General features: G+C 67.2%; 19 protein-coding genes and 1 pseudogene. 10 read left to right on the top strand and 10 right to left on the bottom strand.

From position 1 onward, the window contains the following. The first annotated feature begins 4 nt into the window (after positions 1-4). Both D0Y85_RS08765 and D0Y85_RS08760 read left to right on the top strand, forming a co-directional pair. Entirely contained in the window at positions 5-535 is a 531-nt protein-coding gene (locus D0Y85_RS08765; RefSeq protein WP_025875048.1) for a GNAT family N-acetyltransferase, read from the top strand. Then, positions 528-1,760, top strand: a complete 1,233-nt coding sequence (locus D0Y85_RS08760; protein ID WP_032951769.1) for a TraB/GumN family protein — start codon at positions 528-530, stop codon at positions 1,758-1,760. Before D0Y85_RS08765 ends, D0Y85_RS08760 begins: the two co-directional genes overlap by 8 nt. Positions 1,761-2,024: 264 nt before the next feature. On the opposite strand, the gene D0Y85_RS08755 is transcribed toward D0Y85_RS08760, so the two are convergent. The 3 genes and pseudogenes from D0Y85_RS08755 to D0Y85_RS08745 form a co-directional block, all read right to left on the bottom strand. Next, on the bottom strand, positions 2,025-5,105 hold the full coding sequence (locus tag D0Y85_RS08755; protein ID WP_117310178.1) for an efflux RND transporter permease subunit: 3,081 nt from the start codon (positions 5,103-5,105) through the stop codon (positions 2,025-2,027). Then, positions 5,102-8,557: pseudogene (locus D0Y85_RS08750) on the bottom strand (efflux RND transporter permease subunit); the annotation flags it as partial. The pseudogene D0Y85_RS08750 and the gene D0Y85_RS08755, both read right to left, overlap by 4 nt. 62 nt (positions 8,558-8,619) lie before the next feature. Continuing rightward, positions 8,620-9,771: a MexH family multidrug efflux RND transporter periplasmic adaptor subunit gene (locus D0Y85_RS08745; RefSeq protein WP_025875055.1), complete on the bottom strand. Its 1,152-nt coding sequence runs from the start codon at positions 9,769-9,771 to the stop codon at positions 8,620-8,622. Positions 9,772-9,976: 205 nt separating this feature from the next. Between D0Y85_RS08745 and D0Y85_RS08740 the strand changes: the two genes are divergently transcribed. Both D0Y85_RS08740 and D0Y85_RS08735 read left to right on the top strand, forming a co-directional pair. Then, positions 9,977-10,369 (top strand): c-type cytochrome, encoded by a 393-nt coding sequence (locus D0Y85_RS08740; RefSeq protein WP_025875058.1) that lies wholly within the window; start codon positions 9,977-9,979, stop codon positions 10,367-10,369. A gap of 9 nt (positions 10,370-10,378) precedes the next feature. Continuing rightward, a complete protein-coding gene (locus D0Y85_RS08735; protein ID WP_032977578.1) occupies positions 10,379-10,840 on the top strand; it encodes a cytochrome c in 462 nt (153 codons plus the stop codon). 626 nt (positions 10,841-11,466) lie between these two features. On the opposite strand, the gene D0Y85_RS08730 is transcribed toward D0Y85_RS08735, so the two are convergent. Then, positions 11,467-13,344, bottom strand: coding sequence for an ATP-binding cassette domain-containing protein (locus D0Y85_RS08730; protein ID WP_117310176.1), 1,878 nt, complete (start codon positions 13,342-13,344; stop codon positions 11,467-11,469). 121 nt (positions 13,345-13,465) lie between these two features. Then, positions 13,466-14,341, bottom strand: coding sequence for a LysR family transcriptional regulator (locus D0Y85_RS08725; RefSeq protein WP_117310175.1), 876 nt, complete (start codon positions 14,339-14,341; stop codon positions 13,466-13,468). Positions 14,342-14,443: 102 nt separating this feature from the next. Here D0Y85_RS08725 and D0Y85_RS08720 point away from each other — a divergent pair, with 102 nt between their 5' ends. From D0Y85_RS08720 to dbpA, 4 genes are all read left to right on the top strand, one after another. Next, positions 14,444-15,523, top strand: a complete 1,080-nt coding sequence (locus D0Y85_RS08720; protein WP_117310174.1) for a YeiH family protein — start codon at positions 14,444-14,446, stop codon at positions 15,521-15,523. Positions 15,524-15,597: 74 nt separating this feature from the next. Further along, positions 15,598-16,140 (top strand): CbrC family protein, encoded by a 543-nt coding sequence (locus tag D0Y85_RS08715; protein ID WP_162887632.1) that lies wholly within the window; start codon positions 15,598-15,600, stop codon positions 16,138-16,140. 44 nt (positions 16,141-16,184) lie between these two features. After that, positions 16,185-16,457: a hypothetical protein gene (locus D0Y85_RS08710; protein WP_117310172.1), complete on the top strand. Its 273-nt coding sequence runs from the start codon at positions 16,185-16,187 to the stop codon at positions 16,455-16,457. A gap of 102 nt (positions 16,458-16,559) precedes the next feature. Further along, on the top strand, positions 16,560-17,936 hold the full coding sequence (dbpA, locus tag D0Y85_RS08705) for an ATP-dependent RNA helicase DbpA (RefSeq protein WP_117310171.1): 1,377 nt from the start codon (positions 16,560-16,562) through the stop codon (positions 17,934-17,936). Between the two features lie 153 nt (positions 17,937-18,089). On the opposite strand, the gene D0Y85_RS08700 is transcribed toward dbpA, so the two are convergent. Beyond that, entirely contained in the window at positions 18,090-18,629 is a 540-nt protein-coding gene (locus D0Y85_RS08700) for an adenine phosphoribosyltransferase (protein WP_032951771.1), read from the bottom strand. Between the two features lie 300 nt (positions 18,630-18,929). Here D0Y85_RS08700 and D0Y85_RS08695 point away from each other — a divergent pair, with 300 nt between their 5' ends. Further along, on the top strand, positions 18,930-21,353 hold the full coding sequence (locus tag D0Y85_RS08695; protein WP_117310170.1) for a membrane-bound PQQ-dependent dehydrogenase, glucose/quinate/shikimate family: 2,424 nt from the start codon (positions 18,930-18,932) through the stop codon (positions 21,351-21,353). Positions 21,354-21,454: 101 nt separating this feature from the next. Continuing rightward, positions 21,455-22,309 (top strand): IclR family transcriptional regulator C-terminal domain-containing protein, encoded by an 855-nt coding sequence (locus tag D0Y85_RS08690; protein ID WP_117310169.1) that lies wholly within the window; start codon positions 21,455-21,457, stop codon positions 22,307-22,309. An 80-nt stretch (positions 22,310-22,389) separates the two neighbouring features. Here D0Y85_RS08690 and pcaC read toward each other — a convergent pair whose 3' ends face one another. The 4 genes from pcaC to pcaG all read right to left on the bottom strand — a co-directional run bounded on the left by pcaC (position 22,390) and on the right by pcaG (position 25,608). Continuing rightward, positions 22,390-22,776 (bottom strand): 4-carboxymuconolactone decarboxylase, encoded by a 387-nt coding sequence (pcaC, locus tag D0Y85_RS08685; protein WP_117310168.1) that lies wholly within the window; start codon positions 22,774-22,776, stop codon positions 22,390-22,392. A gap of 23 nt (positions 22,777-22,799) precedes the next feature. Continuing rightward, positions 22,800-23,585, bottom strand: a complete 786-nt coding sequence (gene pcaD, locus D0Y85_RS08680) for a 3-oxoadipate enol-lactonase (RefSeq protein ID WP_117310167.1) — start codon at positions 23,583-23,585, stop codon at positions 22,800-22,802. A gap of 25 nt (positions 23,586-23,610) precedes the next feature. Next, on the bottom strand, positions 23,611-24,954 hold the full coding sequence (locus D0Y85_RS08675; protein WP_117310166.1) for a 3-carboxy-cis,cis-muconate cycloisomerase: 1,344 nt from the start codon (positions 24,952-24,954) through the stop codon (positions 23,611-23,613). Between the two features lie 90 nt (positions 24,955-25,044). After that, on the bottom strand, positions 25,045-25,608 hold the full coding sequence (gene pcaG / locus D0Y85_RS08670) for a protocatechuate 3,4-dioxygenase subunit alpha (RefSeq protein WP_117310165.1): 564 nt from the start codon (positions 25,606-25,608) through the stop codon (positions 25,045-25,047).

Raw genomic sequence — 25,608 nt, 5'->3', positions numbered from 1 at the left:
GCGCATGGCCGTACTCATCCGTGATGCCGGCCCTGCCGACATCGCTGCGATCACCGCGATCTACGCGGTGGAAGTGACCGACTTCGTCAACACCTACGAGTACGAGATTCCCGACCAGGCCGAGATGCTGCGCCGCATGCGCGACATCATCGACCGCGGCTTCCCCTACCTGGTGGCCGAGGTCGACGGCCAGGTTGCCGGCTATGCGTATGCCAATACCTACCGCACGCGCATCGCCTACCAGTGGACCGTTGAGAACTCGGTCTATGTCGATGCCCGCTTTCAGGGCCGTGGCGTCGGCACCAGCCTGCTGCAGGCACTGATCGATGCGTGCACCGCGCGCGGCCATCGACAGATGGTGGCGGTGATCGGCGAGCCGACCAACACGGCCTCCATCAAGCTGCACGAACGCTTCGGTTTCCAGCTGGTGGGCGTGTTCCGTGGCCTCGGCCGCAAGCATGGCCGCTGGCTGGACACCGTACAGATGCAGCGCGCGCTCGGCGATGGCGCCGATTCCGCTCCTTCCAATGAATGATTCCATGACCGAAACCCTTCCCGAAACCGGCGACGATCTGTTTGCCGGCCAGCCCGTGCGCGTCGTCGAGCGCGATGGCGTGCGCTACACCCTGCTGGGCACTGCCCACGTCTCCCATGCCAGCGTCGAGGCGGTGGAGAAAGCCATCGACAGCGGACGTTTCGATGCGGTGGCCGTCGAGCTGGACCCGCAGCGCCTGCAGGCGCTGAGCGACCCGGACACGCTGGCCAAACTGGACCTGGTGGAAGTGATCCGCAAGGGCCGCGTCGCGTTGTTCGCGGCCAACCTCGCGTTGTCGGCCTACCAGCGCCGACTGGCCGAACAGCTCGGCATCGAGCCGGGCGCCGAACTCAAGCGTGCGGTGGACCTGGCGCGCGAGCGCAACCTGCCGGTGCACCTGATCGACCGCGAAGTCGGCCTGACATTCCGTCGTGCTTCGCAGCGACTGGGCTTCTTCGGCAAGCTGAAGCTGGTCGCCGGGCTCGGCGCCGGCCTGTTCTCGTCCGAGGATGTCGGCGAAGACGAGATCGAGAAGCTGAAGCAGGGCGACATGCTGGAATCGAGCTTCGGCGAGTTCGCCAGCGAGAACCCGGCGTTGTACGAAACCATCATCGGCGAGCGCGACCGCTACATGGCCACGCGCCTGCGTGAAGCGCATGATCCGCAGCAGCGCGAAGTGCTGGCGGTGGTCGGCGCCGGCCATCTGGCGGGCCTGGCGCGTTACCTGGAAACCGATACCGAGGCGCCTGCGCCGTTGCGCGAGCAGCTGGAAGCGGTGCCGAAGAAGCGCAACATCCCATGGTTCACCCTGGCGATCCTCGCCATCGTGGCCACCGGCATCGGTGTCGGCTTCTATCGTGGTGGGCTGGGCGTGGGCACCGAACTGCTGGCGACCTGGGCGATGTATACCGGCGGCCTGGCTGGCCTGGGCTGCCTGGTGGCCGGCAGCCACCCGCTGAGCATCCTCACCGCGATCGTGGTGGCGCCGTTCAAACCGTTCCGCCTGAGCATCCCCACCGGCGCATTCGCGGCACTGGTGGAAGCGCGCCTGCGCAAGCCGACCTACGAGGATTTCCTCAAGCTGCGTGACGATGCACAGTCGTTGAAGGGCTGGTACCGCAACCGTGTCACCCGCGTGGTGCTGACCTTCATGCTGACCAACCTGGGCAGCATGCTGGGCCTGTGGCTGACCGCAGGCAAAGTGTGGAGCAAGGTGGCGAGCTGATCGCTGCCCCGCCGGGCATGGCCCGGCGCTACCGGTAGGTGCCAAAGGTGTGGAGCAAGGTGGCGAGCTGATCGCTGCCTCGCCGGGCATAGCCCGGCGCTACCGGTAGGTGCCAACCTTGGTTGGCACGTCATTTACACCCACGGCGATGGTAGCGCCGGGCCATGCCCGGCGAAAAAAAGGGGAGACCGCCCCACTACGACCGGTCTCCCCCCACCACAACACGTTTCCGCCCCTGCGGTCGAGCAAGCTCGACCGCTACACCTACACCGGGGTTCCCGCCACGACCTCGCGGCCGCGAGCGCGCTGGATCAGCCGCACCACCGCATTGCGCAGGTCATCAAGCACCGCGTAGATCGTCGGCAGGAACAGCAGGCTGACTACGGTAGAGAACGCCAGGCCACCGGCAATCGCACGCGCCATCGGCGAGTACTCCGGCCCGTTGCCGAACATCTGTGTATCGGTCAGCGAGATCGGCACCATCGCCAGGATCGCCGTGCCCATGGTCATCATGATCGGGCGCAGACGCTCGCGTGAGCCCTCCACCAGCGCCCGGGTACGGCCCATCCCGCCCCGGCGCAGATTGTTGATGTGCTCGATCATCACGATGCCGTTGTTCACCACCACGCCCATCAGCACCAGGATGCCGATGAAGGACATGATCCCGAATGAGGTGCCGGTGATCCAGAACAGCCAGAACACGCCGAAGATCGAGAACAGCACGCCGCTCATGATCGCCGCCGGGAACAGCAACGATTCGAACACCGCAGCCATCACCACGTAGATCATCACCAGCGCGATCAGCAGGTTGAACACCATCTGCTGCATCGCCTCGTTGTCATCGCCGTAGTCACCGCCATCGAAGGTGAAGCCGTAGCCGGCCGGGAAGTTCATCGGCTTGAGCACTGCTTCCATGGCCTTGCGGCCGTCCGGCGCGGTGATCTTCTCGGCCAGGTTGGCCTTGATGGTCAACGTGGTCTGGCGGTTGGTGCGGCCGATCTGGGTCGCCGAGGAACCCACGTCGACACTGACCAGGCTCAACAGCGGTACGCTGCGGCCATCGCCGGTGCGCACGCTGAAACCGGCCAGGTCTTCGGGGCTGCTCTGTTCGGCACCGGCGAAGCGTACCCATACCGGCACTTCGTTGTCGCCCCGACGGAACTCGCGCATCGGTGCACCACGCAGCGCCAGGCCAACGAAACTGGCAACCTGCTCGGCATTGAATCCGAACGCCGCTGCACGCTCACGGTCGACGTGCACTTTCAGCTCGCCGCCCTTCTCGCCGTTGTCGATGCGGACATCGCGAAGCTCGGCGCGCTGTGCCAGCAGCGGCAGCACTTCCTGGCCGATCTCCTGCAGCATCGCGCTGGAGTCGCCGACCAGCTGCACCTGCACGCCCTGGTTGCCGCCACCGCCGCCATCACCGCCCTGGTTGCCGACGAAGTAGTCGGTGCGCGCGGACTTCGGCAGGCCCTTGCGCAGTTCCTCCTGCAGCGCCTTGATGTCCTTGGCGTACTTCTCGTCCAGGGTGACCACGGTGGAGCTGCCTTCCTGTTCGCTGTACCAGGAATAGACCTGCTGCACGTGCAGGCGCTCGCGGTTCTGCTCGATCCAGGCTTCGACACGGGCCACTTCCTCGGACATCTGCCGGTAGGTGTAGGCGCCCTTCCACATGTAGCCGATGAAGATGTCCTTGCCGCCGTCGCCACCGAACATGTCGATCTTGGTCAGCTTCATCGGCACCAGGCTGACCAGCACCACCAGCAGGATGCCCAGCAGGCTCCAGCCGCGATGGCGCAGTGACCAGTCCAGCAGCTGCGCGTAGCGGCGCTGCAGGCGCGCGATCACGCCGGTCTGCGAGTGCACCAGCTTCGGCGTGGCCATGCGTGCGGACAGCATCGGGATCAGGCTGACCGCCACCAGCCACGAGGCCAGCAGCGAGACCGAGATGGTGATCGCGATCTGCGCCATGAAGATGCTGATGTTGTTGGTTTCACCAAACAGGTTGGGCACGAACACGATGCAGTGGCACAAGGTGCCGGCGCTGAGCGCGATGGCAACGTTGCGGGTGCCGATGATCGAGGCCAGACGTGGCTGGTCCGGCAGCCGCTCACGCTCCTGGTAGATGCTCTCGACCACCACCACCGCATTGTCGACCAGCATGCCCACGGCCAGCAGCAGGCCCATCATGGTCAGGATGTTGAGCGTGACGCCGGCGAAATACATGAAGCCCAGGGTGATGGTGAAGCAGATCGGAATGGCCAGGGTCACCATCAACGTGGACGGCCAATGGCGCAGGAAGAAGAACAGCACCGTCACCGACAGGATCAGGCCGACGCCGCCGGCCTCGGCCAGCTCCAGCAGGGACGAGGTCACCGCCTTGCCCTGGTTGTCGATCACCTTGATCTGCACGTCGCGCATCGACGCCTGCGCGCGGATCGCCTCAACCTCGGCAAGCGCGCCGCGCGAGACGTCCACCAGGTTGGCGCTGCGTTCCTTGTAGATGTCCAGGCCGACGGCAGGATTGCCATCCAGACGGCGGCCATAGCTCATCCGCGCCGGCTTCAGCCGCACATCGGCAATGTCACCCAGGCGCAGCCCCTTGGCATTGATCACCAGGTCACGCATTTCCTGCAGATCGGTGATCTCGCCCACCGGCTGCACGCGCACGCGCTGGCCGTTGTCATCGATCTGCCCGGCCGAGATGGAGAAGTTCAGCGTGCGCAGCCGATCGCTCAGCTCATTGATGCTCAGGCCGTGGGCGTTCAGGCGGTTTGGATCGATCGCGATCTCCACCTCGTTCGGCGGCGCGCCGGTGATCTCGACCCGGGCCACGCCCGGAATCCGCTCGATACGCCGCTTGAATTCGCGATCGAGCATGTCATAGGCAGTGGTCAGGTCGGTTGTGCTGGCCAGGCGCACCTTCAGCACCGGCTGGTCGCTGCTGGACCACTTGAACACGTTATAGCGCTGCATGTCGTCAGGCAAATCACTGCGGATCGCGTCGATGCGCTCGCGCGCGTCCGAAGCGGCGATGGCGATATCACGATCCCAGTCGCTGAACTCGATGAAGATCGACGCAGCTTCGGAGGTCGCCGACGACCGCATGCGCTTGATGCCGGTCATCGTCGCCAACGACTCCTCCACCGGCCGGATGATGGTCCGCTCGACTTCTTCCGGGGTGGAGCCGGTGTAGGGAATCTGCACGAACAGGAACGGTGCGGAGATGTCCGGCAGCGCTTCCAGCGGCAGCCGGAACGAGGCGATCAGGCCGACCACCACCAGCGACACGAAACACATGATGGTAGTGACAGGGCGGCGGATGGAGAACTCGGCAACGCTCATGCCGGCTCCTCCGCACCCGACGCACTGCCCTCGGCACCGTGCAGGCCCTCACCGGCATGCTTGCGACCGCGTTCGCGGTAGTAGGCATCGCCGCGGCGGTCCATCAGGTCGTACACCACCGGGATCACCAGCAGGGTCAACAGGGTCGACACCAGCAGGCCACCGATCACGGTGATCGCCATCGGTGCGCGCACTTCGGCGCCCTCGCCCATCGCCACCGCCAGCGGCAGGAAGCCGAACAGCGTGCACAGGGTGGTCATGATGATCGGCCGCAGGCGCGAACGCGCACCTTCCACCAAGGCCTCGTGCTTGGCCACGCCGGCCTCGCGCAGCTGGTTGACTTTGTCGATCAGGATGATCGCGTTCTTGGTGACCAGGCCGACCAGCAGGATCAGGCCGATGAACACCACCACCGAAATCGGCTTGCCGGTCAGCATCAACGCCAGGATCGCGCCGACCAGCGCCAGCGGGATGGTGAACAGGATCACGAACGGATGCAGCAGCGATTCGAACTGCGACGCCATCACCAGGTAGACCAGGAAGATCGCCAGGCCGAAGGCGAAGATCAGCGACTTCGCCGCCTGTGCCAGTTCCTCGCCCTGGCCGCCGATGTGCAGGCCCACGCCTGCCCCCAGCGGCTGTTCGGACACCATCTGCTGTACTTCGCGCATGGCCGCGCCCAGGTCGATGTCGCGCAGGTTGGCCGAGACCACGGCCACCCGGGTCTGGTCGGCACGATGGATCTCGCTGGGGCCGGTGGTGGCAACCACGTCGGCTACCGCATCCAGGGTGACCGGACGGCTGCTGCCCGGATTGACGATCAACCGGCGGATGCTCTCCACGCTGGCGCGATCGGTTTCCTGCGCGCGCACCAGCACATCGATCTTGCGGTCGCGGAAGCTGTACCGGGTGGCGACATCGCCGCGCACCTTCTTCACCACCACATCGGCGATCTGCCGCGTGGTCAGGCCCAGTGCGCCGGCGCGCTCCTGGTCGAAGCGGATCTGGATTTCCGGGAAACCCTCTTCCACGGTGGATTTGACGTCGGCGTAGTGCGCATTGCCGCGCAGCAGCGCCGCCAGGCGCTGGCCAGCCACTTCCAGGGTTGCCATGTCCTGCCCACGCAGTTCGATTTCCAGCGGCGTGGAGAAGCTGAACAATGCCGGCCGCGCGAAGTCGACCTGCGCCCCCGGGTGCTGGCCCATGGTGTCGCGCAGGCGCTCGGTGATCTCCGCTTCGGTCTGCGGGTTGCCGCCGCCTTCCATCACGATGGTCAGCTTGCCGATGTTCTCGCCGCTCTCGGTCGGGCTGGCATCCAGGCGGGTACCGCTGCCGCTGACGCCGTACAGCGAGGCCACGCCTTCGCCGTTGCCGTGTGCCAGCTGCAGCTCGCGCACCAGCGCATCGGTCTGCTTCAGCGGCGTGCCGGCCGGCAGCTTGACCGTCATTTCGAAACGGTCCTGCGCCAGCTGCGGGATCAGGTCGGCGCCGAGCATCGGCACCAGCGCCATCGTGCCGACGAACGCCAGTGCGGCCAGGCCCAGCACCTTGCCGGGATGGGCCAACGCACCCGGCAGCAGCCGCAGGTAGCCACGTTCGGCACCGGCGTACGGCTTCATGGCGATGTCGCTGGCCTTGCGCATCACCGGGCCGACCACTGCAGCCACGCCACGGCAGAGGCGCACCACCAGCCATGCCAGCGCGTAGAAACTCCAGCGCATCGTCGCCACCACACCACGACGGCCGAGTGCGACCGGCTTCTGCCAGCGGCTCTGCGGCTGCCACGGCTCGGCTGCGGCTTCTTCCGGGAAGGCCAGCGGCGGCCGGCCCTTCAGCGAGCTCAGCATCGGAATCAGGGTCATCGACACCAGCAGCGAAATCGCGATGGCGATGGCCACGGTCAACGCCTGGTCGCGGAACAGCTGGCCGGCGATGCCGTCGACGAACACCAGCGGCAGGAACACCGCGATGGTGGTCAGGGTCGAGGCGACCACGGCCATGCTCACTTCACGGGTACCGGCGATCGCCGCCTGCAGGATGCCCAGGCCGCGTTCGCGCGCCTTGGCGATGCTCTCCAGCACCACGATGGAGTCATCCACCACCAGGCCGGTGGCCAGTGCCAGGCCGCCCAGCGACATCACGTTCAAGCTCAGGCCAAGCTGGCCCATGAAGAAGAACGTGGCGATGATCGAGACCGGCAACGACAGGCTGATCACGAACGTGCTCCAGCCGTCGCGCAGGAACAGGAAGATGATCAGGATCGCCAGCAGGCCACCGATCACCGCGTCTTTCTTGACGTCGGCGATGGCATGCTCGATGAAGCGCGACTGGTCTTCGATGGTGGTCAGTTCGGCATCGGCCGGGAACGTTGCCTTGATCTGCTCCAGACGCTTGCGCAGCGCTTCGGCGGTGGCCACGGTATTGGCGTCGCCTTCCTTGTAGATCGCCAGTTCGACCGACTCCTTGCCGCCCAGGCGGATGACCGCTTCGCGTTCCTTGTAGCCCTGGCGCACGGTGGCCACGTCCTTCAGGCGCACCGGCACGCCGTTGGCGACCACGCTGGAGGCGCCGCCCGAGGAAGCGCTCTGTGCAGCGGACGCGGCGGCGACGGCTGCAGCCGAGCCCGTAGAGGCAGCGATGTTGAACATCTGCTGCAGCGCCGAGTCGGCCGCGCTGCCGTTGGCGGACTGGGTGGTGACCAGCAGGTTGCGGATTTCTTCCAGGTCGGCGAACTGGTTGACGGTGCGCACCAGGAAGCGCTGCGAGCCCTCCTCCAGGCGGCCGCCGGAAATGTTGATGTTCTCTTCCTTCAAGCGCTTGATGACGGTGTCGATCGGCAGGTTGAGCTGGGCCAGTTTCTGCTGGTCGATGTCGACCTGGATCTCGTCTTCCAGGCCACCGCCAACCTTCACCGCCGCCACGCCGGTAACCGGCTCCAGCTTCTTCTTCAGGTCTTCGTCGGCATAGCGACGCAGGCCGGTCAGTTCACGGATCGCTTCTTCGTCGGTCGCAGGCGCGACCTTGGTCGACAGCACCAGGCGCATGATCGGCTCGGTGGAGGGATTGAAGCGCAGCAGCACCGGCGCCTTGGCTTCCAGGGGCAGGTTCAGCGCTTCCATCTTGTCGCGCACTTCCAGGCTGGCCTGGTCCATGTTGGTGCCCCAGGCGAACTCGAGAACCACATCACTCTGGCCGGTGCGCGAGACCGACTTCAGCTTGCGCAGGTTCTTGACCACGCCCACGGCTTCTTCGACCGGCTGGGTGATCAGGGTTTCCATTTCCGTCGGCGCCGCACCGGTGTACTCGGTGCGTACGGTCAGCGTCGGATAGCTGAGGTCGGGCAGCAGGTTGACCTTGAGGTTGCCCAGTGCGATCAGGCCGAACAGCAGCAGGGTGACCGTGCACATGGCGATGGTGACGCGGCGGCGGGTGGCGAACTCCACCAGGCCGCCACGCATGCCTGCGGCGGCGCCATCGCTCCCGGGCGAGGCACCGTGATCGTGGCCGGGCGCGGTCATTGCGTGCTCCCGGCCTTCTCTGCCGGCTTGGCCGAGGCGGTTACGGTCTTCGCCTTGGCCTTCGGATCGGCGATCACCTGCACCGCGGTGCCGTCGCGCAGGGCGACCTTGCCGGCGGTGACGATCTGGTCGCCTGCCGCCAGTCCCTCACGGATTTCCACCCAAGGCCCTTCGGCGTAGCCGAGCTTGACCGGCACCCGCGCGACCTTGCCCTCGCGCACGCGGAACACTGCCGGCTCACCATCGTCCAGCAGTGCCAGGCGCGGCACCACCAGTGCGTCGGCACGCTGGTCGTAGTCGATGCGGATACGGCCAAACATGCCCGGCTGCAGCGACTGCGCGGCACCGTCGAAAGCACTGACCACACGGAAGGTGCCGCTGCCCGAATCCACTACCGGTGCGATGCGGTCGACGACGCCAGTGAAGGTCTGGCCCGGCAGCGCATCGGCCGACAGCGTGACCGGCTGGCCCGCACGCAAGGTCGCCAGCTCGCGCTCGGGCACGTTGAGGGTGGCTTCCAGCCGCGAGTTGTCGACGATGCGGAAGATCGGCGTGTTGATCTGCACGAAGTTGCCGGTCTTGATCGATCGCGAGGCGATCACGCCGGAAATCGGTGCGACCACGGTGGTGTAGGACAGTTCCAGCGTGGCCAGGCGGTACTGCGCGCGCACGTTTTCCAGGTCGTAGCGCAGTTGGTCGACATCGGCAGCGCTGACCATCTGCTGGCCGACCAGCTTCTGTGCGCGCTGGTAGTTGTTCTCCAGCTTGCGCATCTGCGCCTCGCTCTGGGCAACGGCCAGGCGTGCGCGGTCCGGATCCAGCCGCACCAGAGGCTGCCCGGCGCTGACCCGCTGCCCTTCCTCGACCAGTACCGCCAGCGCGACGCCCGAGGTCTTGGCGACCACCTGCGATTCGGCGCGCGGCTCCAGTGCTGCCGTTCCGGTGTAGCTGGCGGCCACCGCGCGATGGCTGGCCACGGCCACTTCAACCGGTACCGCGTCGACCTTCTTCTCGTCCTTGGTCTCGGCCGCCTTGGCCTCGTTGTTGGGCCCAGCGGCGCAACCGCTCAGCAGCAGGGAGGTGGAGAGCAGCAGCGCGGCAGCGCAGAGTCCGCTGCGGGGGCCGGGCAGGAAGGTTTGGTGCGACATCGTCAGATCCCTGGAGGATGCGTGGGCAGGTGTGGTAGCAAAGTAATGCACCACTTCACGGCAACACCATATCCCAAAGGTCATGGTGTCTTCACGCCGCCGGTCGGGCCGACCCCATTTCAGCTAGATGAAACCTGAGGCTATACTCGGGTCGTTCCGTACCCCACGCCGGAACGACCAGACCCGAATCCCCGGAAAAGACACCATGCGCCCGCAGCCGCTCGCCGCTTGTCTCGCTCTGGCCGTCCTCCTGCCCCTCGGGGCCGCCGCACAGCCCGCACCTGCTCCTGCAGCACCACCCGCCCCGGCACCGGCTCCGGCCCCTGTGCCGGCGGCTGCCACGCCCACCGGCAGTTTCGACAATGGCCGTGTGCTGGCCTACACCTGCCAGGGTTGCCACGGCATCACCGGTTACAAGAACGCCTACCCCAGTTACCGGGTACCGAAGATCGGTGGCCAGACCCAGCAGTACCTGACCCAGGCCCTGACCGAGTACCGCCAGGGCAAGCGCCGGCATCCGACGATGCAGGCGCAGTCGATGAGTTTCAGCGAACAGGAGATCGCCGATCTCGCTGTTTACCTGTCCACCGTCAAGTAAGGCCCGCCCATGTCGAAAGCCGCGCATCCACTGCGTCACGCCATCGCCCTGTCCGTCGCCCTGCTGCTGGCGGCCTGCTCGCAGTCACAGGTGGAGAACAGCGAGAAATCCGCTGGCGATCCCGGCCACGCCAGCGGCGAGCACGGATCGTCTTCCTCCGCGGGCCTGCCTGCCGGGCGTGAAGCCGCCGGCGAGGCCCGCGCCAAGGTCAAGAGCAAGGCCACCAGCCAGAGCTGCATCGATTGCCACGGTGCCGACGGCAATGCGCCGATCGATCCGACCTATCCGAAGCTGGGTGGGCAATATGGCGATTACCTGGCGCATGCGCTGCAGGCCTACCGTGCCGGTGATCGCCAGCATGCGCTGATGACACCGCAGGCGAAGGACCTGAGCGATCAGGACATTGCCGATCTGGCCGCGTATTTCGGCAGCCGGCCGAGCCAGCTGCGGGATCTGCACGGGGTCAAATGACCGCCGGCCGCCGGTGGGTGGGCGTTACTTCTCTTGATGACGCACATCCTTGTGCGTCACCCTGCGGGCCGGCTATGCCGTTCCGCCCTGCTCCTGCAGTGCGGTGCGGTGCGCGCAAAGAAAAGTAACCAAAAGAAACGCTCCGCCATCCGCGAGCCGATGCTACGCGCCGGTACCCTGCGCTCCTCGGTCCACCAAGGGACGGCGTGGGAACTCGCTGCGCTCAGACACCCGCACCTCTTCGCCCTCGGCGGACCTGCGGTGCTCGGCTCGCTACAAGGCGGAAACAGATCAAAAGCGACAGCCGCTAACAGGTATCACCATCACCAACGCACGAGTGCGCCCGGCAAGTGAAGCGACCGCTTTGGATTTTGCCTCAGGTCCGCCTTGAGCGAGCCGAGCATCGCAAGGGAATCAGGGCGTAGAGGTGCCGATGTCTGAGCGCAGCGAGTTCGGCACCGTCCCCTGATTCACAGAGAAGCGGAGGGCACCGGCGCACAGCGCCGGCTCGCGATCTGGCGGCGTGTTTCTTTGGTTACTTTCTTTGCACGAGCAAAGAAAGTGACAATGCCCGAACGCACGTGAATCGGTGGCCGCCCGCCAAGCGAGACGGCCATCGCCCTGGCTCAGCCTTCCAGTTCTTCCCAGCGTGCGTACGCGGCATCCAGCTCGGCCTGCACCTTGGCCAGCTGCTGGGTGTGCGCGGTCACTTCGGCACTGCTGCGGGTGTAGAACGACGGGTCGTTCATCGCCGAGGTCAGCCCTTCGACGTCGCCTTCCAGCTTCTCGATCGTCTTCGGCAGCTGCTCCAGCTCACGCGCTTCCTTGTAGGCCAGCTTGCGCTTGGGCGCTGCCGGTTCCGCAGCCGCCGCCGGGGCAGCGACCACCGGCTTGGCTACGGGGGCCGAGGCAGGCGCAGCAATGCTGGCCGCGTAACGCTGCCAGTCGCTGTAGCCGCCCACGTACTCGCCGATCACGCCATCGCCTTCCATCACCAGCGTGGAGGTCACCACGTTGTCGATGAAGTCACGATCATGGCTGACCAGCAGCAACGTGCCGTTGTATTCGCCCAGCAGCTCTTCCAGCAGCTCCAGGGTTTCCACGTCCAGATCGTTGGTCGGTTCGTCCATCACCAGCAGGTTGGACGGCTGCGCGAACAGCTTGGCCAGCAGCAGGCGGTTGCGTTCGCCACCGGACAGGCGGGTGATCGGCGCGCGCGCGCGCTCGGGGGTGAACATGAAGTCCTGCAGGTAGGCGTGCACGTGCTTGCGCTTGCCGTTGAACTCGAGGAAATCGCGGCCTTCGGCCACGTTCTCGATCGCGCTCCAGTCTTCGCGCAGCACTGCACGGTACTGGTCGAAGTACGCAACCTGCAGGTTGGTGCCGGCGTTGACCTCACCCTTCTGCGGCTGCAGCTCGCCCAGCAGCAGCTTCAACAGCGTGGTCTTGCCACTGCCGTTGGGGCCGATCAGGCCGATGCGGTCGCCACGCAGGATGGTGGTGGAGAAATCGCGGACCATCGTGCGATCGCCGAAGGCGAACGAAATGTCCTTGATGTCGATGACCTTCTTGCCCGAGCTCACGCCCTGGGCCGCTTCCATCTTGACGTTGCCGCTGAGGTCGCGGCGGGCGGAACGCTCGTTGCGCATCGCCTTCAAGCGGCGCACGCGGCCTTCGTCGCGGGTGCGGCGTGCCTTGATGCCCTGGCGGATCCACACTTCTTCCTGCGCCAGCAGCTTGTCGAACCGTGCGTTTTCCTGGGCCTGCGCGTTGAGGCGTTCTTCGCGACGGCGCTCGTAGTTGGCCCAGTCGCCCGGCCAGCTGGTGACCTGGCCGCGGTCGATCTCGACGATGCGGGTGGCCAGCGCACGCAGGAAGCGGCGGTCATGGGTGACGAACACCACGCTGCCGTTCCAGTTTTTGAGGAACATTTCGAGCCAGTCGATGGCTTCGATGTCGAGGTGGTTGGTCGGTTCGTCCAGCAGCAGCAGGTCGGGGCTGGAGACCAGCGCGCGGCCGAGCAGCACGCGGCGCTTCATGCCGCCGGACAGGCGCGCGAACTCCGCGTCGCCATCGAGGTCGAGCTTGGTCAGGGTCTCGCTGACCCGCTGATCCAAGCCCCAGCCATTGGCGGCATCGATCTTGGCCTGGACGTTGCCCAGCGCTTCGCCATCGAACACGTCGGCGTGGCTGAGGTGATGGAATTCGGCGAGCCATTGGCCCAGTTCGCCCAGGCCATCGGCGACGACGTCGAACACGCTGCCAGCGGCGCCATGCGGCACCTCCTGCTCCAGGCGAGTCACGCGCACGCCCTGCTGCACGCGCACTTCACCGTCATCGGGCTTGTGGTCGCCGGACAGCAGCTTGAGCAGGGTCGATTTGCCGGCGCCGTTGCGGCCGATCAGGGCGATACGCTCGCCCGGCTCGATCGACAGTTCGGCTTTTTCCAGCAACAGGGGGCCGCCGACGCTGAAGTCGACGTTTTGCAGAGTAATCAGAGGCATCCGGCCATTGTAGCGGGTTGCGGAGCCTGGCCGGGCGGCGCCCGGCACCCGCAGAGGCAACGTCAACCGCCGAGGCAACAGCCAAAGCCGGCTTCCTGTGGGATGGCGGGATGGGTCCCGGCTACTGCACTTCCCCCAGCAACGCCTGCAAACCCGGCAACCATCGCTTGCCGGGGTGGCGTACCAGCCACAGCGTGCGGTGCAGGGCCGGCAATGGCGTTTCAAGGATGCGCAGGCGGCCGAGGGCCAAGGGTTCTTCCAGCGCATGACGCGAGAGGCAGGCCAGGCCGAGGCCGGCGATGGCGGCTTGCTTGATGGCTTCGGTATTGCCCAGCTGCAGGGTCTGGGCGAAGCCGCGCAGATGCGGCAGCAATGCCTGTTCGACAGCCTCGCGGGTGCCTGAGCCGGGTTCGCGCAGCAGCCAGCGCGCTGCGCGCAGTTCATCCAGCGACCAGCGCGGGGGCGCATCCGCGGCGGCGACGATCACCAGCGGGTCCTGCTGCCAGGCGGTCACCTGCAGCCCGCGTTCGTGGCATGGGCCTTCGATCAGTCCTGCATCCACGTCCAGCCGTTGAACGGCCGCCACCACGCCTGCGCTGTTGTCGATGCGCAGATCGACCTCGGCCTGTGGTGCCTGCCGCAGCAGCTCGGCGATACGCGGCGGCAGCAGGTAGTTGCCGATGGTGGTGCTGGCCGCCAACACCAGCCGCAGCGGCGCGCCTTGGGACGGGTCACCGCCCGCCGCCAATTGCCGCTCCAGATCGGCGGCATTGACCAACAGCGCGCGCGCCGGCTCCAGCAAGGCCCGGCCGTGGCCGTTCAACGCCAGGCGACGGCCGATGCGGTCGAACAGCGGCGTGCCGAAGTGCGCTTCCAGCTCCTGCAGGGCGGCGCTGGTGGCGGACTGGGAAAGTGCGATGGCCTGGCCTGCTGCGGTGGTGCTGCCTTGGTCGGCGATGGCAACGAAGACCTGCAGCTGGCGGAGCGTCAGGCGCATGTCAATTACCCGCTTTATGGGTAGGTTTCAGCTATATTATTCGTTTTACGGGTCGATTGGACAGAGGCAGGCTGTACGCCTCTCTCCCGTATCCCACCCGCCATGAACGCGCCTGCCCTGTCCCCCTGGTCCCTGCCCGCCCTGCGCCAACGCTGGCAACCGCGCCTGCCCGGCCTGCTGCTGGTCGGCCTGGTGGCGGCGGCGTCGCTGTACCTGGCCGAGCTGCCCTGGCTGCAGGCGCATGGCCTGAGTGCGCTGACCGTCGCCATCGTCGCCGGCATCGTGGTCGGCAACACCGTGTACCCGCCACTGGCCCCTGCCAGCGCGGCGGGCGTGGGCTTCTCCAAGCACTGGCTGCTGCGTGCGGGCATCGTGCTGTACGGCCTGCGGCTGACCTTCCAGGACATCGGCCAGGTTGGCGTGGCCGGTGTGCTGATGGACGTGCTGGTGGTGGCGAGCACCTTCGGCTTGGCCTGCTGGCTGGGCGTACGGGTGTTCAGGATGGAGCGCGAGGCCGCCATGCTGATCGGTGCCGGCAGCGCGATCTGCGGTGCGGCGGCGGTGATGGCCGCCGAGCCGGTGGTGCGCGGCCGTGCTGCGCAGGTGACGGTAGCGGTATCGACGGTGGTGGTGTTCGGCACGCTGGCCATGTTCCTGTACCCGGCACTGTATGCGCTGGTGCAGTCGCACGGCTGGCTGGCGATGGACGCGCGGCAGTACGGCCTGTTCACCGGTGCCACCGTGCATGAAGTGGCACAGGTGGTGGCTGCCGGACGTGCGGTGGGTGAATCAGCCGCCGATACCGCGGTCATCACCAAGATGGTGCGGGTGATGCTGCTGGCACCGTTCCTGATCGCACTTTCCTTGTGGCTGGCGCGTGGTGGCAAGGCAGCGGCGGAAGGTGGCAAGACCCGGATCGTGGTGCCGTGGTTCGCGTTCGGTTTCGTGGCGGTTGCCGGGCTCAACTCGCTGCATCTGCTGCCGGTGGGTGTGCAGGCCGGGCTGGTGCAGCTGGATACCGTGCTGCTGGCCATGGCGATGGCCGCGCTGGGCCTGACCACCCATGTGTCTGCGCTGCGCCAGGCCGGGTTGAAGCCGCTGCTGCTGGCATCGATCCTGTTCGCCTGGTTGCTGCTGGGTGGCCTGGCGATCCACCACGGTGTGCTGGCGGTGCTGGGCTGATCGCCCCCCCCAGCTTGCCGAGCCTATCCGCAGGTCGTACAAGAACGCACCCTGCGCTGCACTACATGGACACCATGAGCGTCAATCACCTTCCAAACTTCCGCTACCATCCGGACCCGGTTGCGACGGGCAACGTGGGACCCTCCAGCTCTGCCTGCAGGGTCTGCCAGCAGGCGCGTGGATACGTGTACCTGCGCGATGCCCTCCACGAAGGGCGCGAAGATTTTTCGGAACAGATCTGCCCTTGGTGCATTGCCGATGGCCGTGCAGCATCGACGCTGGATGTCGAATTTGCCTGCAGTCTGGACATCGACGAAGTGGTGCCCGAAACCGCGCTGGAAGAGCTGTCCCGACGCACACCGGGCTACGCCAGTTTTCAAGGCGAAAAATGGCTGGCACATTGCAGCGATGTCTGCCGTTTCCTGGGCGACGCCACGATGGAACAGGTGAGTCAGGCCTCGGCAGCGACCATCGCGGCCTGGTGCGCGGCCAACAACGCCGACGAAACACTTTGGTCGGAGCTGGTCAGCGATTACGCACCCGGTGCAGATATCGGCTTCTACACGTTCGAGTGCCTGCACTGTGGCCTGATTCAGTTCCATGTTGACGCGGCCTGAGCCTCCTGCTGCGCATGTCCAACGTGGATCGTTAGACTTGAGGCGTGCCAGTCTCCCCCGCCCTGCTGAAGATCCCGCTGCGCCTTCTGGATGATCGCTATGGGCCGGGCAATGTCGATGAGGCCGAAGGCACGCTGATCGGGATCGTTCAGGCGATGATGGGCGCGCAGGCGACCTGCTCGTTCGACTTCGACACGCGGCACGCCAACCCGTGGTTCCACCAGCTGCTGCTGGAGCCCCGGGCCGCTGGAAAACCGGCCACCCCGGAGCAGTTGCAGGCGATGGCTGCGCGGCTGGTGGCCATCGGGCTGGGCTGAGAAGATGTTCGGCCAAGGTGCCGACCAAGGCCGCCCGCTACCGGGCGCCCCCACAATCGTGAACGACGGCGGGACTGGGCGCGCGCGCAGGTACAATGCGCCATGACTGATTTCTCGACCCTGCCGCTGAGCCCGGCCCTGCAGCCCGGCCTGGATGCCCTCGGCTACACCACCCTCACGCCGATCCAGGCGCAGAGCCTGCCCGCCATCCTTGATGGCCGCGATGTGATCGCCCAGGCCCCGACCGGCAGCGGCAAGACCGCCGCATTCGGTCTTGGCCTGCTGCAATCCATCGACCCCAGCCTGATCCGCGTACAGGCGCTGGTGCTGTGCCCCACCCGCGAGCTGGCCGACCAGGTTGCCAAGCAGATCCGCAAGCTGGCTACCGGGATCCCAAATCTGAAGCTGTTGCTGCTGGTCGGCGGCGTGCCGCTGGGCCCGCAGCTGGCATCGCTGGAAGGCCATGACCCGCACGTGGTGGTCGGCACGCCCGGCCGCGTGCAGGAACTGGCCCGCAAGCGCGCGTTGAACCTGGGCGCGGTGCGCACGTTGGTGCTGGACGAAGCCGACCGCATGCTCGACATGGGCTTTGAAGAGCCGATCCGCGAGATCGCCGGCCGCACCCACAAGGACCGCCAGAGCCTGCTGTTCTCGGCCACCTTCCCCGACACCATCCGCGCGATGGCCCGCGACCTGCTGCGCGACGCGCTGGAGGTAACGGTGGACGGCGCAGACCAGGCGCCCGCCATCCGCCACGTGTTCTGTGAGGTTGAACCCGCGCACCGGCAGAAGGCGCTGGCCGGCCTGCTGCTGAAGTACACGCCCGAATCGGCGGTGGTGTTCTGCAACACCCGCAAGGACGTGGACGAAGTTGCCAACTCGCTGCAGCAGTTCGGCTTCTCCGCGCTGGCCCTGCATGGCGACATGGAACAGCGTGACCGCGAGGAAGTACTGCTTCGGCTGGCCAACCGCAGCTGCAACGTGCTGGTGGCCAGCGACGTGGCCGCGCGCGGGCTGGATGTGGAAGACCTTGCGGCGGTGATCAACTACGAGCTGCCGACCGACGTTGAGAGCTACCAGCATCGCGTGGGCCGTACCGGCCGCGCCGGTGCCAGTGGCCTGGCGATCAGCCTGGTGGCCGGTCGCGAGAAGACCCGCGCCGAGGCCGTCGAGGCTCACCTGGGCCAGCCGCTTGACTGGCAGAAGACGCCGCTGGCGACCTCGCGCCCGGCCGAGCTGCCGCAGGCGGCGATGCGCACCCTGCGGATCGATGGTGGCAAGACCGACAAGCTGCGCGCCGGTGACATCCTCGGCGCGCTGACCGGTGACGCCGGCCTGTCGGCCAAGCACATCGGCAAGATCGCGATTTTCCCGACCCGCTCCTACGTGGCCATCGCCCGTGAGCAGGTCAACAAGGCGGTCGCGAAGCTGGAAGCCGGCAAGATCAAGGGCCGTCGCTTCCGCGTGCGGATGATGTGATTGAAGGAGCGCTGCCGATCACGGTTGGCAGCGAGGTGACCTGGTAGTGGCCAACCTTGGTTGGCCCATCCATGCGGTGCCAACCAAGGTTGGCAACTACCGGTTCGCCGCGATTCGCTCGGGCAGGTGCCACCTTGGTTGGCACCTGCGCAATCAGAACACCAGTTCGGTGTGCAGCGGCAGATCCGCTTCCCAGCGGCCACGGCCGCCCAGGCCGTCCAGCTCGACCAGCACGCCGGCGCCGACCACGTCCACGCCCAGGCGGCGCACCAGCGACAACGCAGCCACCAGCGTACCGCCGGTTGCCAGCACGTCGTCGATGATCGCTACACGCGCACCGGCCGGCAGCGCGTCGGCATGCACTTCAATGCAGTCGCTGCGGTATTCCAGCGTGTATTCCTCGCGCAGCACCTTGCCCGGCAGCTTGCCCGGCTTGCGCACCGGCACGAAGCCCACGCCCAGTTCCAGCGCCATGGCCGCACCGAGGATGAAGCCGCGCGATTCGATGCCGACCACCGCGTCCAGCTTCTGATCGCGCCAGCGATCGGCCATCGCCACGATCGCGCCACGGAAGTCCTCGCTGTGAGCGAGCAGCGGCATGATGTCCTTGAACAGGATGCCCGGCTTCGGGAAATCAGCGATGTCGCGCAGGCGCGAGGCCCAGGCGGGGACGGCCACGGTGGCGTCGGTCATTGCAGCTACCAGCTTGTATGGCGGCATAGGGTAACCGGTTCGCCCGTGCCCTGCCCGTTCCCGGCACCACTGCGCCGCTGCGTTCCACCGATGGCGCCGTGGGGCATCACGCCAAAATCGCACACTCGTGCGATAATCGCCCTAACCGGTCATTCACCCAGCCTGCGTCATAAGCAGGCCGACGCCTGCCCGCCGTCACGGCCCGCAGCCGCCCGGGATGCCGTTGGCCCCCGCCACGCCTGGCGCGCGCGGGGCTTTCCCCGCCTCCGCGCGGGTTTTTCGCAATGAGGTTCATGCAACGTGGACGAGACGACGAGAGTTCCGGCCCTGTGCCGTGTGCTGGTGGTCCTGCTCGGCATCCTGGTGACCCTGTTCGGCCTGGCTCTGCTGGTCGGCGGTGTACGCCTGGTGCAGCTGGGGGGCAGTTGGTATTTCCTGCTGATGGGTGCGGTGTCGGCGGTAGCCGGCGTACTGCTGGCGATGCGCCGGCCGAACGGTGCGCTGCTGTACGGCCTGGCCTTCCTGGCCACGCTGTTGTGGGCGCTGGTGGATGCCGGCTGGAATTTCTGGCCACTGGTATCGCGGCTGGTGATGCCGGCGGTGCTGGCCCTTCTGGTCGCCCTGGCGTGGCCGGTGCTGCGCCGCAGCCGAGGCCAGGTTGCCGGTCGCGGCGCCTATGGCGTGGCCGCCGTGCTGCTGGTTGGCCTGCTGGGCACTGCGGTGTCGGCGTTCCAGCCGCGCCCGGTACAGACCGCACAGGGCACAACGCCGCCGGTGGTGCCGGTGGCCAAGGGCGCTGAACAGCGCGACTGGATGCACTGGGGCAACACCACCGCCGGCACCCGCTTTGCCGCGCTGGACCAGATCACCCCGGCCAACGTGAAGGAACTGCAGGTTGCCTGGACGGCGCGCACCGGCGATGTGCCGGAAAGCAACGGTTTCGGTGCCGAGGACCAGAACACCCCGCTGCAGATCGGCGACACCCTGTTCCTGTGCACCCCGCACAACCAGGTGATCGCCATCGATGCCGATTCCGGCAAGGAGCGCTGGGCCTTCGACCCCAAGGCCACCGCGCCGAACTGGCAACGCTGCCGCGGTCTGGGCTATTTCGACGCAACCACGGCACCGTCTGCGGCAGATGCAGCCGCTCCGGCACCTGCGCCGCTGCCGGCCACCGAAACGGCCAGCACGGGTCCGGCGCTGTGCGGGAAGCGCATCCTGATGACCTCCATCGATGCGCGCCTGTTCGCGCTGGATGCGAAGACCGGCGCGCTGTGCCCGGACTTCGGCAGCAACGGCGTGGTCGACCTGAAGGCCGGCATGGGCGAGATCAAGCCGGGCTTCTACACCCTCACCGCCGCACCGCTGGTGGCGGGCGAACTGATCGTGGTCGGTGGCCGCGTGGCCGACAACATCGAAGTGGGTGAGCCGTCCGGCGTGGTGCGTGCCTACGACGTGCGCACCGGCGCACTGGCCTGGGTCTGGGATCTTTCCAGGGAAACCCCGGACGTGCCGCTGGATCCGTCGATCCACTACACGCGCGCCACGCCGAACGTGTGGACCTCGATGGCCTACGACCCGCAGCTGGGCCTGGTCTACCTGCCCACCGGCAACACCACCCCGGACCAGTGGGCCGGCGAGCGCACCCCGCAGGATGACAAGTACAGTTCGGCGGTGGTTGCGCTGGACGTGGCCACCGGCAAGGAGCGCTGGGTCTACCAGACCGTGCACCACGATCTGTGGGACTACGACCTGCCCGCGCAGCCGACCCTGACCGATGTGCCCGACGGCAAGGGCGGCACGCTGCCGGCCCTGCTGCAGATCACCAAGGCCGGGCAGATCTTCATGCTCAACCGCCAGACCGGCGTGCCGATCAGCGAAGTGCGCAACATACCCGCGCCGCAGGGCAATGCGCAGGGCGAACGCTATGCCGCCACCCAGCCGCTGTCGGTGGGCCTGCCGCAGATCGGCGCGCAGACGCTGACCGAGTCGGACATGTGGGGCGCCACCCCGATCGACCAGATGCTGTGCCGCATCCAGTTCAAGCAGTTCCGCTACGACGGCATGTACACGCCGCCGGGCGAAGACCTCGCGCTGCAGTGGCCCGGTTCGCTGGGTGGCATGAACTGGGGCAGCGCCTCGGTCGACCCCACCACCGGCTACCTGTTCGTCAATGACATGCGCCTGGGCCTGTGGACCAAGCTGATCCCGCGCGCGCAGATGACCAGCGGCGACGGTGGCGTGGAAATGGGTGCGGCCTCGCAGACCGGTACGCCGTACGGCTCGCTGCGCGACCGCTTCCTGTCCAAGCTGGGCATTCCCTGCCAGAAACCGCCGTTCGGCACGATGTCGGCGATCAACCTGGCCACCCGCCAGCTGGTCTGGCAGGTGCCGGTGGGCACGGTGAAGGACACCGGGCCGATGGGCATCAAGATGGGCCTGCCGATTCCGATCGGCATGCCGACCCTGGGCGGTTCGCTGGCCACGCAGTCGGGCCTGCTGTTCTTCGCCGGTACGCAGGATTACTACCTTCGCGCCTATGACAGCCGCACCGGCGAGGAAGTGTGGAAGGCCCGCATGCCGGTGGGCAGCCAGGGCACGCCGATGACCTATGTCTCGCCGAAGACCGGTCGCCAGTACGTGGTGATTTCCGCCGGTGGCGCACGCCAGTCACCGGACCGTGGCGACTACGTGATCGCCTACGCGCTGCCCGAGCGCAAGTGACCGGCGCCACGCGGCGCAGCCTCGCAGGCTGCGCCGCGTGGGTACCGGTTGCTGGTTCGAGCCCTTACCATGCGAGGTCGAACCCGATGAAAGCTGCTGCCATGCCTGCCGTTCCTCCCAGCCGTCGACCCAAGCGCCCCCCTGCCCTACCGCAGGATCGTGGCCTGGCCCATGAGCTGATGCAGCAGATCCAGGACAACCAGGGCGATCCGGACTTCATGACGTCGCTCGGCCGCGGCCTGGCCGTGCTGAGCGTGTTCTCGCAGCACCCGCGCGAAGTGACGATGTCGCAGATCAGCAGCGATACCGGCATTTCCCGCGCAGCGGTACGGCGCGTGCTGTACACGCTGGAAAAGCTCGGCTACGTAGGTGAACAGGGCCGCGGCTTCGTGCTGCTGCCGCGCGTGCTGGGCATGGGCGGCGCCTATGTCGCGTCGTCGTCGATGACCGCTGCTGCACAACCGGTGCTGGATGCCCTGCGCGATGCCGTGCACGAATCCTGCTCGCTGGGCGTGCTCGATGGCGATGACATCCTGTACGTGGCGCGCGCGGAAACCGTACGCATCATGTCGATCGGCCTGCGCGCAGGCAGCCGCCTGCCGGCCTACTGCACCTCGATGGGCCGCGTGCTGCTGGCCTCGTTGCCGCGCGACACGCTGGAAGGCTACCTGGAACGCAACCCGTTGCGGCCGCGCACTGATCGCACGGTCACCCGCATGGATGACTTCCTCGACCTGCTGGAAAAGGTGCGCCGCGAAGGCGCGTCGCTGGTCGACCAGGAACTGGAGATCGGCCTGCGCTCGATCGCCGTGCCAGTGCGTTCGCGCAGCGGCGATGTCGTGGCCGCGCTGAACATCGGCACCCAGGCGGGCCGTATCGGCCTGGGCGTGATGCAGACCCAGCTGTTGCCGCGCCTGCGCGAGGCCGCACAGCGGCTGGGCACGTTGTTGAACTGAGGTGCAGCCGCCGGGCATGGCCCGGCGCTACCGGGACCGCGCTCTGGTAGCGCCGGGCCATGCCCGGCGGATGTTCGGCGTCAGCGCTCTGCGGACTGCTCTTCCATGATCGGCTTGGCCAGCGCGAACGCATGGTTGGCCGCGGGCACGCCACAGTAGATCGCGGCCTGCAGCAGCGCTTCCTTGATCTCCTCCGGCGTCACGCCGTTGTTGCGGGCGGCACGGATATGCAGCTTGAACTCCTCGTCATGGCCCAGCGCCACCATCATCACGATGGTCAGCAGCGAGCGCGTATGCCGCGGCAGGCCCTCGCGCGTCCACACCGTGCCCCACGCCGTGCGCGTGATGAATTCCTGGAATTCGGTGGTGAACTCGGTGCGCGCCTGCAGCGAGCGTTCGACGTGTGCCTCACCCAGTACCTGGCGGCGCACCGCAAGGCCGGCTTCATAGCGTTCCTGTTCGTCCATCGTGGTCTACCTGTTGTGCGGGATCAGTGCTGCGCCGAAAGATGCGCGGCCAGTGCGGAGGTGAACGCCTGCGGCGATTCCAGGTTGCAGATGTGGCGGCCCGGCACAGCGGCATGGTGGCCATGGGCCACGCCGTTGGCGATTGCCTGCAGCTCGGCCGGGGCGCATACCGGGTCGTCATCTCCGGCAATGGCCAGCAACGGCACGCCAATGCGGCCCAGCGCATCACGGAAGTCGGCCGTGCCCACGGCGTTGCAGCAGCCGGCATAGCCAGCCACGCTGGTGGCGAGGAAGCGCTGCAGGATGTCTTCCACCTGGCTGGCATGGGTCTGCGCGAAAGCGGCGGTGAACCAGCGTTCGCGGGTGCCATCGACCAGCGGCAACAGGCCATCGAGCTGGACCTGGGCGATGCGCGCCTGCCAGCCGTCCAGCGTGCCGATCTTCGCTGCGGTGGCAGCCACCGTGAGCGTGCGCAGGCGATTGCCAGCATGCACGCCCAGCCACTGCCCGGTCAGGCCACCGATCGACAGCCCGCAGAAATGGCTGCGCGCGATGCCGAGGTGGTCCCACAGGGCCAGCACATCAGCGCCCAGTTCGGCCACGCTGTACAGCCCCGGTGGCGTGCTGGACTGGCCATGACCGCGACGGTCATAGCGCAGGATGCGGTACTGCGAGGCGAGTGCATCCACCTGCGGCTGCCACATGCCCAGGTCGGTACCCAGCGAATTGCAGAAGGTCAGCCACTGCCCGTCGGCGCGGCCCTCGGTCTGGTAGTGCAGGCGATGCTGCGGAAGGTCGAGGAATGGCATGCGTGCTCCAGCGTTGAACGTAGGATCAGCCGCGCGCGAGCACGCGGTCGATCCAGGTATCGGCCATGCCGCGCCAGCTGTCTGCGGCGAACAGGGCATCCAGTTGTGCGGCGGAAAGCTGCGCGGTGACTTCGGGCATCTGCCCCAGCGCCACGCGCAGGTGCTGCGATTGCGCAAGCGCCTGCCTGGCCGCTTGTTCCACCAAGGCATGTGCGGCCGGCTTGCCGATGCGCTCGCCCAGGGTGACCGCAACGGCTTCGGCGTAAAGCAGGCCGCCATGACTGTCCAGGTGCTGGCGCATGCGCTCGCGGTCCAGCTGCAGGCCCTGCACCACCACATCCACCTGGGCCAGGCTGCCCGCACACAGGCGCACGATCTCCGGCACGGTGTCCCATTCGGCGTGCCATTGGCCTGCTGCGCGCTCGTGCGGCTGCGGCATGGCAGTGAACAGCGTGGACAGCAGGCCGGGCACGCGCGTAGCAGCGGCAATGGCGGCCACGCAACCCACCGGATTGCGCTTGTGCGGCATTGCCGAGGAACCGCCCTTGCCCTCGCCCGCCGGCTCGAAGGCTTCGGCCACCTCGGACTGCATCAGCAGCACGATGTCGGTGGCGATCTTGCCGAGGCTGCCGGTCAGCAGTGCGAACACGCTGCCGAACTCGGCAATGCGGTCACGCGCGGTGTGCCAGGGCAATGCCGGCAGCGGCAACTGCAGCTCGGCAGCCAGGGCTTCGGCCACGTCCAGCCCGCGCGTCTGCAGCGAGGCCAGGGTGCCAGCGGCACCGCCGAACTGCAGCACCAGCGTGTCTGCGGCCAACGCATCCAGCCTGCGCTGGCTGCGCTGCAGGGCGTCGAGCCAACCGGCCGCCTTCAGGCCGAAGGTCACCGGCACTGCCTGTTGCAGCAGCGTGCGTCCAGGCAGCCCGGTGCCGCGCTCGGCCTCGGCCAGCCGCGCCAGCGCCATGCACAGCACGCGCAGGCGCGCCTGCACCTGGCTGACTGCCGCGCGCAGCTGCAGCACCGCGCCGGTATCGATGATGTCCTGGCTGGTGGCGCCCCAGTGCACCCAGCGCGCGGCCTCGGCATCGTTCGCCTTGACCTGCGCGGTGAGTGCCTTGACCAGTGGAATGGCCGGATTGCCAGCCAGTGCGGTGGCTGCCGACAGCGCCGGCAACGAATACAGATCGGCACTGCAGGCCGCTTCGATCGGTGCCAGCGCGGCTGCGGGAATCACCCCGCACTGCACCTGCGCGCGCGCCAGAGCGCGTTCGACATCGAGCATCGCCTGCAGGCGTGCTTCATCGCGGAACACGGCGTCGACGGCGGGGTCGCCGAACAGACCGCCCAGCAGCGTTGGGAAGTGGCTCATCGGTGCAGTCCATCCTGGGTAATCACAGCTTACCCGCGCCCGCCGCACGCGGGCGTGGAATGGCCGGAAGGCGCGTCGGGCGCGCCGCGATCAGTATGCGAAGAACACCGTCTCGTCCGGGCCCTGCATGCGCACGTCCCAGTGGTACAGGCCCTTGCCCTGCGCCTGTGCGACCAGGGTGTGGCGGCGTTCGGCCGGCACCAGCGCGAGGATGCCGTCCTCGGCGTTGCTGGCTTCGTCACTGAAGTAGATGCGTGCACGGGTGGCCTGCAGCAGGCCGCGCATGAACACCAGCACCACCAGGTGCGGCGCCTGCGGCTCGCCACGCAGGCCCGGCACCCGGCCCGGCTTGACGGTGGTGAAGGCGAAGCGGCCCTGGTCGTCGGCGGGCACGCGGCCCCAGCCGTCGAAGGCAGGGTCGTGGTCGTCACGGCGCGGGTCTTCGCCATGGGCATAGATGCCCTGCGCGTCGGCCTGCCAGATCTCCAGCACGGCATCGGACACGGGCACGCCATTGCCATCGAACACCTGGCCCTGCACTTCCACGCGCTCACCCTGCGCGATGGCCGGGGCGATGTCGGTGCGGTACAGCGGTTCCAGGCCCAGGCGGTAGTACGGGCCCACGGTCTGCCATGGAGTGGATTGGAAACTCAT

The sequence above is a fragment of the Stenotrophomonas sp. G4 genome (genome assembly GCF_003428825.1).
GTDB classification, from domain to species: domain Bacteria; phylum Pseudomonadota; class Gammaproteobacteria; order Xanthomonadales; family Xanthomonadaceae; genus Stenotrophomonas; species Stenotrophomonas indicatrix.
Note: the sequence above shows the minus strand (reverse complement) of the source record. Positions and strands in the feature narration are given on the sequence as shown.